The sequence below is a fragment of the Planctomycetota bacterium genome (genome assembly GCA_026387035.1).
GTDB lineage: Bacteria > Planctomycetota > Phycisphaerae > FEN-1346 > FEN-1346 > JAPLMM01.
Genome location: JAPLMM010000308.1, coordinates 1 through 9,199 on the forward strand (window position 1 = coordinate 1; position 9,199 = coordinate 9,199).

At 66.1% G+C, this 9,199-nt stretch carries 13 protein-coding genes; 1 reads left to right on the plus strand and 12 read right to left on the minus strand.

What is annotated here, in order from left to right:
• The coding region (locus tag NTX40_11555) for a hypothetical protein (GenBank protein MCX5649704.1) at positions 1-430 on the minus strand (430 nt) is incomplete at its 3' end.
• 253 nt (positions 431-683) lie between these two features.
• Here NTX40_11555 and NTX40_11560 point away from each other — a divergent pair.
• Positions 684-842 (plus strand): hypothetical protein, encoded by a 159-nt coding sequence (locus NTX40_11560; protein ID MCX5649705.1) that lies wholly within the window; start codon positions 684-686, stop codon positions 840-842.
• A gap of 230 nt (positions 843-1,072) precedes the next feature.
• Here NTX40_11560 and NTX40_11565 read toward each other — a convergent pair whose 3' ends face one another.
• The 11 genes from NTX40_11565 to NTX40_11615 form a co-directional block, all read right to left on the minus strand.
• Positions 1,073-1,327, minus strand: coding sequence for a hypothetical protein (locus NTX40_11565; GenBank protein ID MCX5649706.1), 255 nt, complete (start codon positions 1,325-1,327; stop codon positions 1,073-1,075).
• On the minus strand, positions 1,315-1,869 hold the full coding sequence (locus NTX40_11570; GenBank protein MCX5649707.1) for an RNA polymerase sigma factor: 555 nt from the start codon (positions 1,867-1,869) through the stop codon (positions 1,315-1,317). The genes NTX40_11565 and NTX40_11570 overlap by 13 nt, the downstream gene beginning before the upstream one ends.
• 52 nt (positions 1,870-1,921) lie before the next feature.
• A complete protein-coding gene (locus NTX40_11575; GenBank protein ID MCX5649708.1) occupies positions 1,922-2,515 on the minus strand; it encodes a hypothetical protein in 594 nt (197 codons plus the stop codon).
• Between the two features lie 355 nt (positions 2,516-2,870).
• A complete protein-coding gene (locus NTX40_11580) occupies positions 2,871-3,659 on the minus strand; it encodes an ATP-binding protein (GenBank protein MCX5649709.1) in 789 nt (262 codons plus the stop codon).
• Between the two features lie 115 nt (positions 3,660-3,774).
• A complete protein-coding gene (locus NTX40_11585; protein MCX5649710.1) occupies positions 3,775-4,335 on the minus strand; it encodes a phosphoribosyltransferase family protein in 561 nt (186 codons plus the stop codon).
• A 29-nt stretch (positions 4,336-4,364) separates the two neighbouring features.
• Positions 4,365-5,606: a serine hydroxymethyltransferase gene (locus tag NTX40_11590; protein ID MCX5649711.1), complete on the minus strand. Its 1,242-nt coding sequence runs from the start codon at positions 5,604-5,606 to the stop codon at positions 4,365-4,367.
• Positions 5,607-5,673: 67 nt separating this feature from the next.
• The gene (locus NTX40_11595) at positions 5,674-6,282 is read right to left on the minus strand and encodes a hypothetical protein (protein MCX5649712.1); all 609 of its coding nucleotides are present in this window, start codon (positions 6,280-6,282) and stop codon (positions 5,674-5,676) included.
• Positions 6,279-7,376, minus strand: a complete 1,098-nt coding sequence (locus tag NTX40_11600; protein MCX5649713.1) for an ATP-binding protein — start codon at positions 7,374-7,376, stop codon at positions 6,279-6,281. Before NTX40_11600 ends, NTX40_11595 begins: the two co-directional genes overlap by 4 nt.
• A gap of 29 nt (positions 7,377-7,405) precedes the next feature.
• Positions 7,406-8,546 (minus strand): peptide chain release factor 2 gene (gene prfB, locus NTX40_11605; protein ID MCX5649714.1). Its coding sequence is split into 2 segments (ribosomal slippage): positions 7,406-8,452 and positions 8,454-8,546, totalling 1,140 coding nucleotides; the frame shifts between segments, so codons are not numbered across the junction.
• 229 nt (positions 8,547-8,775) lie between these two features.
• Positions 8,776-9,081 carry a hypothetical protein gene (locus NTX40_11610; GenBank protein ID MCX5649715.1) on the minus strand — a complete coding sequence of 102 codons (306 nt, stop codon included), beginning with the start codon at positions 9,079-9,081 and terminating at the stop codon, positions 8,776-8,778.
• A gap of 22 nt (positions 9,082-9,103) precedes the next feature.
• On the minus strand, positions 9,104-9,199 hold a 96-nt coding region (locus NTX40_11615), incomplete at its 5' end, for an HNH endonuclease (GenBank protein ID MCX5649716.1).

A 9,199-nucleotide genomic window follows, 5' to 3' on the forward strand; every position in this document is an offset into this window, starting at 1 on the left:
GCGGCAGCCGCATCTCGGCGAACCGCCGGATGTCGTTTTCCTGCTCCTTGCCCAGGGCCAGGAGCTGCGCCCTCTGGTCATCGTTCAGGACGGCCAGCATGTTGTGGGCGATCCGCGTCAGGAAGGACGTGTTGTGCCCACCCTCCTTGGCGTCGATGTCCCGCATGTATTGAAAGCCGAAGTAGTCGGAGACCTTCCCGGGCGGCAGGAAGGTGTCGCAACCGAAGTCGCCTGTCAGGAAGGCCAGGCCGTCGAAGGCGATCGTGTGGAGCTGCGCCTGATCGGAGACAGCCTGCTCAATCGAGTACCGTTTCGCGTTGTCGCGGGGCTGCGGTCCGTGCGAAGGGGGGGCCGGCTGCCGATCCTGCGCCATTGCGACCGATGCACACAAGCTCACGACCAGTGTGAGGACCGTCATCCTCGTTTTCATCACTTGACCACCTGTTCGAGGTTCGATCACGTCAGGGCTGTTGCCTTGGTCCGCCTTCCATTCCTGGAGGCGGCCCAGGAGGCGGGCCGCCACGCGAAGGCGGCGGACCGTCGGGCGGACCGAAACCCGGCTGCCCCGGACCCGGCGGCAGCGGACGACCGTCTCCCGGCCGGCCCTGTCCCGGGGGCCTGCCGCGCGGCCCTGGCGGAGGCGGAAACGCCGGCGGCCGTAATGCGTCGAAGCTGGCTTCCCAGTGCCCAAACTGCTGCGGCGAAAGGACCGCCTTCATCTCGCTGCGCAGGCCCTCGTGCTCGGCCTGGGTTCTGGCGTGCGCGTCGTCGCGAATGGCCTCGATGGCGGCCAACCGCCGCGTCATGATCTCCTGCACGTGACCGGCCTGCGCCTGGTCTAGGCCGTAACGGCCCTTAAGGTCCGCCGTGATTCTTGCAGCCGTCTGTTTCCCCAGGGGGGGCGGTGGCGCCCAGGCGACGCTCCTCAGCACCATGACCGTGACCCCCGCCCCGATAACGGCGCCGCTGGCCACGATCACCAGGCCCATCAAGACCATGACCCATGTCCGCGGGCCGCGAGGCGGAAGCGTATGCGGGCCGCAAGGGGCCGATGGCTGTTCAGTCGGGTCGGTCATGGCTGAGTCACCTCCACGACGGAGTAAAAGGCAGCCTGCGGGTCGGAGCCGGCCGACCACACCTGGATCGCCAGCGCCAGCACGACGGCCGCTGCCAGCGACGCCGCCACCGCCACCAGCGACAGCGGCAGGAGTCCGGTGCGGCGCGGCGTCCCCAGTCTCGCCAGCACCGCGCCGGTCGCGTCCGTGGCCGGCGGCTGTTCCTTCCGGGCCTGGCGCACCAATCGCTCAACGGCTTCTAACTCGTCCATCCTGTTTTCTCCACCAGGCGTTCCTTGCCGGCGATTTCCTTCAGCCGCCGCCGGGCCCGGTAGGCCCGCATCTTGACCATCGCGCGGCTCCAACCCATCCGCCCGGCAATGTCGGCGATGCTGCAACCGTCAAAGTACATGAGCGTCAGAACCAGCCGCTCGGCCGGCGGCAGGCGGGACAGCAGTGCGTGGACCAGGGCGCCGGCCGCCGCAGGGTCCAGGTCGTCGGCGGGGGCGACGGGATCGAACCCATCGAGCGGCACAGGGGCTTGCCGCCCCCGCTTCTTCCAGAACCGGTAGCCGATGCGCGTGGCGATCCTGGCCAGCCAGCGTTCGAGCGGCGCCTCGCCGCGGTATCCGTCCAGGCCGAAGTACGCCTCGACGAAGACGTCCTGCACCAGTTCCTCCAACCGGGCCGGCTCGCGCGTGAACCGCCACAGGATGCCGGCGACGGCCGGCTGATGGCGGCCGACGAGGCGGGCAAACGCCGCCTCGTCGCCGGACCTCGCCGCCACGATGTCGTTGCGATCTGTCTCGTCCACGGTCCGGTCATTGTGCATTACGGCCCTATCCGCGCCAACGTGAATCCAGCGGTCACTTGGCCGCGCCGTGCGAAGATGGAGGCGGCGGGGGCGGAGGACCGTCGCCGCGCCCGCCCGGGCCGCCCGGACCACCCGGCGGAGGAGGCGGCGGGAGTGGAGGGCCGTCGCCGCGCCCGCCCGGACCACCCCGACCACGCTGACCGCCCGGACCACCCGGAGGCGGCGGCAGCGTCTGGCGAACCTGGTCGACCGTAAGCCCCGTAATCGTGGCCAACTGCTGGAAGAAGGCCTCATGGGCCGCCTGGATGGCGTCGTGCATTGTCTTCATCGCATCGGCGATCTGCTTCTTCTGGTCATCGGTCAAGGGCTTGTCCATCGCGCGCTCAAGGGCGCGATCGACCGCTGGGGGACCACTCGGCCGGGGGCCCGGCTTGCCCTGGCCCTGCATGTCGCCCGAACCCGGCGCCGCCGGCGCCTGCTCGTTCTGGCCGCCCGGCGCTTTCATGCCGGGCCCTGCCCCGCCGGGGCCTTTCATGCCAGGACCGCCGCCACCGGGAGCCCAGGCTCCCATGGCCGCAAACGCCACGCCGATTGCCAATCCGAACGCCAACAACGCGACCGCTGCAAACACCCAGTATTGCCTCATGGTCCCTCTCCTTAAAGTCGAGCCGCCGTCCGCGGCCCGTTCACCTATCTAGTGGGCGCAAGACGTGTGGTGGTAACCAGAAATCGTCCGTCCAGTCGATGGGCGTCGCGCTCCCGACAAGCATCCATGCGATTCGCGTCTTCATCATTGGCTCCTTTCCTGGCGAGCGAACGTTTTTCGGTCGCCGTCCGCGTTCTACCCCCCGGTTTCCTTTTCGTTTCGGACGCGTCCCACTTCCGCCCCGCTAAACGAGGGCGCCCTCCGTATATTGCACGTCTCCGGGAAAAAGTTGGCTTGGCGCAAAAAAGCGGGGCACGGCTCACCGTGCCCCTGGCGTCCGTCCCCGGGTGCTTCCTTATTCACTCGTGTCCGCGATGGGCAACAGGACCGTGAAGGTGGCCCCGACGCCGGGCGTGCTCGTCGCGCGGATTTCGCCGCCCGCCCGGTGCGCCAGGTCCCGCGCGACCGAGAGGCCGAGCCCCGCGCCGCCGTTCTCATAGGTTTCCTCGTCTGCATGTGAAGCCGTCGTGAAAAACGGTTCGAAGATCCGATCGAGATGCTCGGGCGCGATGCCGCGGCCCGTATCGCTCACGCGGAGAGCGACATAGGCCGGCGTGTCGGCGGGGGTGACGGTGCAGGTGAGCGTTCCCCCCGTGGCCATCATCACCATGCGCGCGTTCAGGAGGAGATTCAGAAGGACGTGTTCCATTTCGACCGGCACGACACGCACGGGCGCCGACGTCTCGTACTGGCGGACGAGGTGGATGTTTTCCTTCGGCAGGTGCCATTCGAGAAGGCCGACGGCGGCGTCCATCAGCGCGTCGGCGGGGACGATGCGCGTCTCGGTGCGGCGGCCGGTGGCGTAGTTCATCAGGCTCCGGACGATGGCGCCAGCGCGCTCGCCGAGCGCGACCGTCTTTTCGAGGGCCGTCCGGCGCATCTGGGCGTCGTCGTGTTTGAGGGCCTGCTCGGCGCGGCCGATGATCATCGTCAGGAGGTTGTTGAACTCATGGGCCATGCTGCCGGCCAGTTGGCCGACGGTCGCCAGACGCTGGGCCTCGACAAGGCAGCGCTGGAGTCTTTCGGCCCGCCGGCGCGTCCGTTCGAGTTCCTGCCTCAGCGTTTCCGTTTCGGTGGCCTGCAAGGTTTTTTCCTCGGGTCACGGAGGAAGTGAAGGGCAGACCCCCTCACCCGCAGGTCTTATCGGCATCGGGGCTGGGGAAAATTGAAAGGAATCGGCGCCGGGGTCCGGCGGGGCCTTACGGCTTCTGGCGGAGGGCGGCCACGTAGGGGAGGTTCCGCCACCGGCCGCGATAGTCCAGGCCGTATCCGATAACGAACCGGTCTTCTATCTCGAAGCCGACCCAGTCGGGTCTGCGGATGGGCGGTTCGCGTGGTGCTGCGCGGCGTTTCGCGAGGAGCACGAGCGTCTTCAGTTCCGCGGCCCCGAGGGGTTCGATCCGGCGGCAGACGGCAGCAAGGGTCCGGCCCGTGTCGAAAATGTCGTCCAGGACGAGGACCGGTCGGCCGGCGACGCACGTCTCGAGCCCCTCCGGCAGGGTGACACGGACCTTTGCCGGGCGAGTTCCCTCGTACGATTGGGCGGAGACGAACTCCAGGTCCATGGCCGCGACACGCGGCTGGGAGGCCTCGCCCCAGGCGCGCACGAGGTCGGCCAGGAACAGGACGCAGCCCTTCATGACGGCGACGACGACAGGGTCGCGGTCGGCGTAGGCGTCGGCGAGGAGGCGCCCGAGTTCGCCCACGCGGGCCGCGATCCGGTCCGATGGGATCAGGATTTCGCCGACCTCCTCGGGCATGGGGCGCTCGCTTTCTTCGATTGGGCGGCCTAGGCGGGGATGGGATGGGTGCGGCAGAACTCGGCCACGTCTTTGCGGACGCCCTTGGCCTCGCGCGCCAGATCGTCGGCCTTGAGAATGCGGTCGATCCATCGGGCGATCGCGCGGACGTCGTCCTCGTTGGCCCCGCGTGTCGTGATCGACGGCGTGCCGATGCGGACGCCTGACCCTTGAGCCGGCGGACGCGTGTCGAACGGGATGACATTGTGATTGACGACGATGCCGGCCTTGCCCAGTCGGCGTTCCGCCTCGGAGCCGGTCAGGTTCTGCGGCCCGAGGTCCACGAGGAACAGGTGCGTGTCCGTCCCGCCGGAGACGAGCCGGTAGCCGAGCGAGAGCATTTCGTCGGCCATGGCCCGGGCGTTCGCGACGATCCGGACCTGGTAGGCCTTGAATTCGGGCGTCTGGGCGAGCGCAAAGGCGGCCGCCTTGCCTGCGATGACGTGCATCAGGGGGCCGCCCTGGAGGCCGGGAAAGATGGCCCGGTCGATGGCTCTGGCGTTCTTGGCGCGACACATGACGATGCCGCCGCGGGGCCCGCGCAAGGTTTTGTGGGTTGTGGCGGTCACGAAATCGGCGACCGGCACAGGGTCCGGGTGGACGCCGCCTACTACGAGTCCCGCGAAGTGGGCCATGTCGACGAGGAGGCGTGCGCCGGCGTCGTGGGCGATGTCGGCCAGGCGCGCGACGTCGATCGCCCGCGGATAGGAACTGGCGCCGGCCACCAGGAGGTCCGGGCGGACCTCGCGGGCCTGTCGCGCGAGGGCGTCGTAATCGATCCGCTCGGTCTTTCGGCTGACGCCGTAGCGCACGATGCGGTACAGTCGGCCGCTGAAGTTCGCCTTCATGCCGTGCGTCAGGTGGCCGCCGTGCGCCAGGTCCATTGCCAGGAGGGTGTCGCCGGGCTTGAGGCAGGCGAAGTAGACGGCCATGTTGGCCTGGCTGCCGGAGTGGGGCTGGACGTTGATGTGTTCGCATCCGAAGAGGCGTTTGCCTCGCTCGATGGCGAGGCGTTCGACCTCGTCGATCGTTTCGCACCCGCCGTAGCAGCGGTGGGCGGGGTATCCCTCGGCATACTTGTCGGTGAGGGTGCTGCCGACGGCCTCGCAGACGCTCGTGGGGCAGAAGTTTTCGCTGGCGATGAGGTCAATGGTTTCGCTCTGGCGCTTCCGTTCGCGCTCGACGAGGTCCGCCAGTTCCGGATCGCTTTTTTTCAAGGCTTCGAAGTTCATCGGTTCCTCTGCTCTGCGTCTTTTCATTTCCCGTTTGCCGGAGCCGTCCGGGATCTCGCCCGGGCCGTCACCACACGACGAACGAATCGAAACAGACCTGGATTTCGGGCTCGACGATGGCCATCTCCGATTGCCTGGCCGTGGCGATCAAGGCATAGGCCCGCTCGTCGGAGACGGCGAGGAGCATCCGCTGTTCGAGAGGCTCGACGCCGCGGGGATTCTCGATCGTCAGCAGCAGCGCGGGGCGTCCGTCGGCCAATTCGGTCTCGTCCCGCTGGGACACGGCGAGGTCGGGCTGGAGGCTGACGAGTTCGGCGACCATGTCGTCGACCCAGGCGTCGAGGGTTTTGCCTTCCCGCTCGATGACGGTCACCTGGACGACGGCGCTCGGGATTCGCCGGCGCGCGCCGGCCGGGGCCTCGGGGGGCGTCTCGGCCGGGGCTGCCGTTTCGCCCCGGCGTTCGTCGGTCACGACGATCTCCAGAACCACGTCGCCGCCGAGGTCGCGGACGACCCATCCCTGCGGCACGTTGAGCGCAAACCCGAGGGCCGGCCGCACAACGTCGCGGCCTTGAGCGTTGGGCGGGACGGACGGCGCGCAGCCGGCCGACCCGAGACCCGCCGCCACCCAGCAGGCTACCCAAATCAGCAGCAGGACCTTCGATCTACTTTTCAATCGGACTCCCTTTGCTTGAACATTTCCAACGCGAGGTAGTAAGGGAACATGGGGTAAGTGTATTCGTAAACCCCGCGCTCTTTGCGGCGCATGACTCCTAGGTGGGTCATACGGCCGAAAAAGTTGTTGGAGAAATACTTTTCTCCGACACGTTGGGCTGCATCAAAAGAACCTTCCCGGGCGTCTTGCTGGTCGAGGTGGCCATCCGAATCGCGCCAATAGGTTGCATCTCCCAATTCGTGCATCATGACAGGGTATCCACCGCTAAGTCTGGCCAGCTCCGACAGGGCACCCTTGTCGGCCGTGACACCGACGCTTGCAAAGGCATTCTCGTAGAATTGGCATACCTCCGTCAGGGGCATGGGTCGCAGAACTATCCGCTCGAAAATGCGCCCAACAGACTCGTTCGCCTGGATCATTTCCAGGAGCCTTTGCTCGAGGCCCACGAGCATGAGCAAAATGGGGATCTTTGCGGCGCAGAGATCTTCCCAGAAGGTCTTGATAAAATTGGCGAAGGACTCTGTGGCCGCTACACCGTTGACCTCATCCAAGATTACCATCACCGCGCGCTTCTTCTCACTCAGGATCTTCCAAAGATCGCGTACGACCTGAGCCATATTCAGCCGCAGTTCTTTGAGTTCCTCCGCACCGCGTTTGAGTTTTACGTTGAGGCGAAACCCGGGCAGAGGCACCGATATATCTTCGATGTAGCGGCCGAGCAAGGCTTTGGCCTTTTCCAGCAGGCTCGTTTCCGTTATTCCAGCCGTAAGATTCTGAAGGAGGACTTTGCAGACGTCGGTGACATTGTCGCAGGCGCCGCAGGCGTTGTAAGCCACCGCAAACTTGATATCCGTCGGTATGAGAGGGTTGTCTTGGACAACGAGAAACTCGCAGAAGCGCGCCAAAGAACTCTTACCAAGTCCTCGCTCGCCGCAGATAAAAACCGCCTGCGGTTTTCCGGAACTCGTCTGCATGATGGACTGTTTGAGCCTGCGAATCTCTTCCCCACGCCCGGTGAATATCTCCGGCGGAGCCGGCTGGCCGGGGGTAAAGGGGCTGTTTTCCTTGGGTCTGAAGTCTATTTCCTGTGCCACGGTTATCTCCTCTTCATTGTATGGCGCGACTACGCCGACGCGCTGCGTGCGGCGGCGCGGCGATGGAGTTCCGCTTCGATGAGTTCATCCAAGTCTCCGTCGAGGACATCCTGGACCCGGCCGGTTTCGTACTCGGTCCGGTGGTCTTTGACCATGGTGTACGGCTGAAGGACGTAGGAGCGGATCTGGTTGCCCCAGGAGATTTCGCCCTTCTGGCCGTAGAGTTTCGTCAGTTCCGCGTCGCGCTTCTGCTCCTCCACGCGCTGCACCCGCGCCCGGAGGATCTCCATCGCCGTGTGACGGTTCTGGTGCTGCGAACGCTCGTTCTGGCACTGGACGACGATGCCGGTCGGGAGGTGCGTGAGGCGGACGGCACTACTCGTCTTATTGACGTGCTGGCCGCCCGCGCCGCCCGCGCGGAAATAGTCGATCCGGAGTTCCTCGTCTTTGATCTCGACGTCGCCGGCGTCTTCGAGTTCCGGGAGCGCGTCGACGCTGGCGAAGGACGTGTGGCGGCGCGCCGCCGAGTCGAACGGGCTGATCCGCACGAGCCGGTGGACGCCGGCCTCGGCTGAGAGGTACCCGAACGCGTACGGCCCGACGACGTGGGCGGTGACGCTGCGGTAGCCCGCCTCTTCGCCCTCGACGGCGTCGACGATGGTCATCTCCCAGCCGGCCCGCTCGATGTAGCGGGCGTACATGCGAAGGAGCATGGTGGCCCAGTCGCAACTTTCCGTGCCGCCCGCGCCGGCGTGGACGGCCAGGTAACAGTTCTTCGGGTCGTCCGGCCGCGAGAGGAGCGAGAGGAACTCGAGCCGCGCGAGGGTCTTTTCGACCGCCGCGACTTCTTCGCCTACCTGGGCGACGGCCGCCGAGTCCTTCTCCTCGGACGCCATGTCGAGCAGCGCGGCCGCGTCTTCGAGGCGTTTGCGGAGGGTCTCGGCCGGATCGACGACCGCCTTCAGGCCCTTCAGTCGTCGGACGACCCCTTGAGCCCCGTCGGGGTCGTCCCAGAAATGGGGCGCGGCCATCTGGGTTTCGATTTCGGCGAGGCGCACCCGCTTGCCGGCGACGTCAAAGAGAGTCCCTGAGCGTCGTCAGACGCTCTTGGAGGGCCTCCAGTTTGTCGCGGGTTTCGGTTTCGGTCACGGCCCGGCTCGCTTTCGGCATCCTTGCGTGCGGGGCTGATTATAGGGCCCCCGGAGGCGGTGTCAACGGGGAGAAGATAGTAACTGAGTGACTGAGTAACGTAGTGACGGAGGCGGGGTTCGCCTTTTCGTCTTGCTGGGCCTCTCGATTCAGCGGGCATACCCTGGCGGTTTGCCGCCAAACGGAAAACGGCGCGCGGCGGCCTGCGGCGCCTACGTTACTACGTCACTTCGTTACTCCGTTACTCGTCTCAACCGCCAATAATCGGTGCCGCTGGCGGGGTCGCGGACGAGTTGGAAGGTTCCGTCGGCCTTTTCGCCGGCAAGGCGGATGCGGATTTCGTCGGCCGAGGGGAGCCGCCGGAGATTTCGCCTTCGTACTCCAGGTACGCCAGGCGATGGTCCCCGAGATGGCGGACGAGGCAGGGGAGTTGCGCGCAAGCGTCGGGCGGGGCATGCGAGGAGAACGTGACGAGCGCCTGGCCCGCTTCGAACATCAGGTCAAAGTGCCAGTCGTCCTCGCTTCGAAAATGTTGCTGCACCACGTATCGCGGCATAGGCGTTCCCTCAGGAAAGAACCTACTCTATCTTATCTCGCTTCTCCAGGTTGTGCCTCGCGCAGAGAATCTGGATGTTTTCCGCGACCAGAGAGGACCCTCCCTTGGAGTAGGGTAT

Coding starts and splice junctions, on each gene's coding strand:
- NTX40_11565 (MCX5649706.1), bottom strand. CDS start 1,327: ATGGACGAGTTAGAAGCCGTTGAGCGATTGGTGCGCCAGGCCCGGAAG.
- NTX40_11575 (MCX5649708.1), bottom strand. CDS start 2,515: ATGAGGCAATACTGGGTGTTTGCAGCGGTCGCGTTGTTGGCGTTCGGA.
- NTX40_11585 (MCX5649710.1), bottom strand. CDS start 4,335: ATGCCCGAGGAGGTCGGCGAAATCCTGATCCCATCGGACCGGATCGCG.
- NTX40_11590 (MCX5649711.1), bottom strand. CDS start 5,606: ATGAACTTCGAAGCCTTGAAAAAAAGCGATCCGGAACTGGCGGACCTC.
- NTX40_11610 (MCX5649715.1), bottom strand. CDS start 9,081: ATGCCGCGATACGTGGTGCAGCAACATTTTCGAAGCGAGGACGACTGG.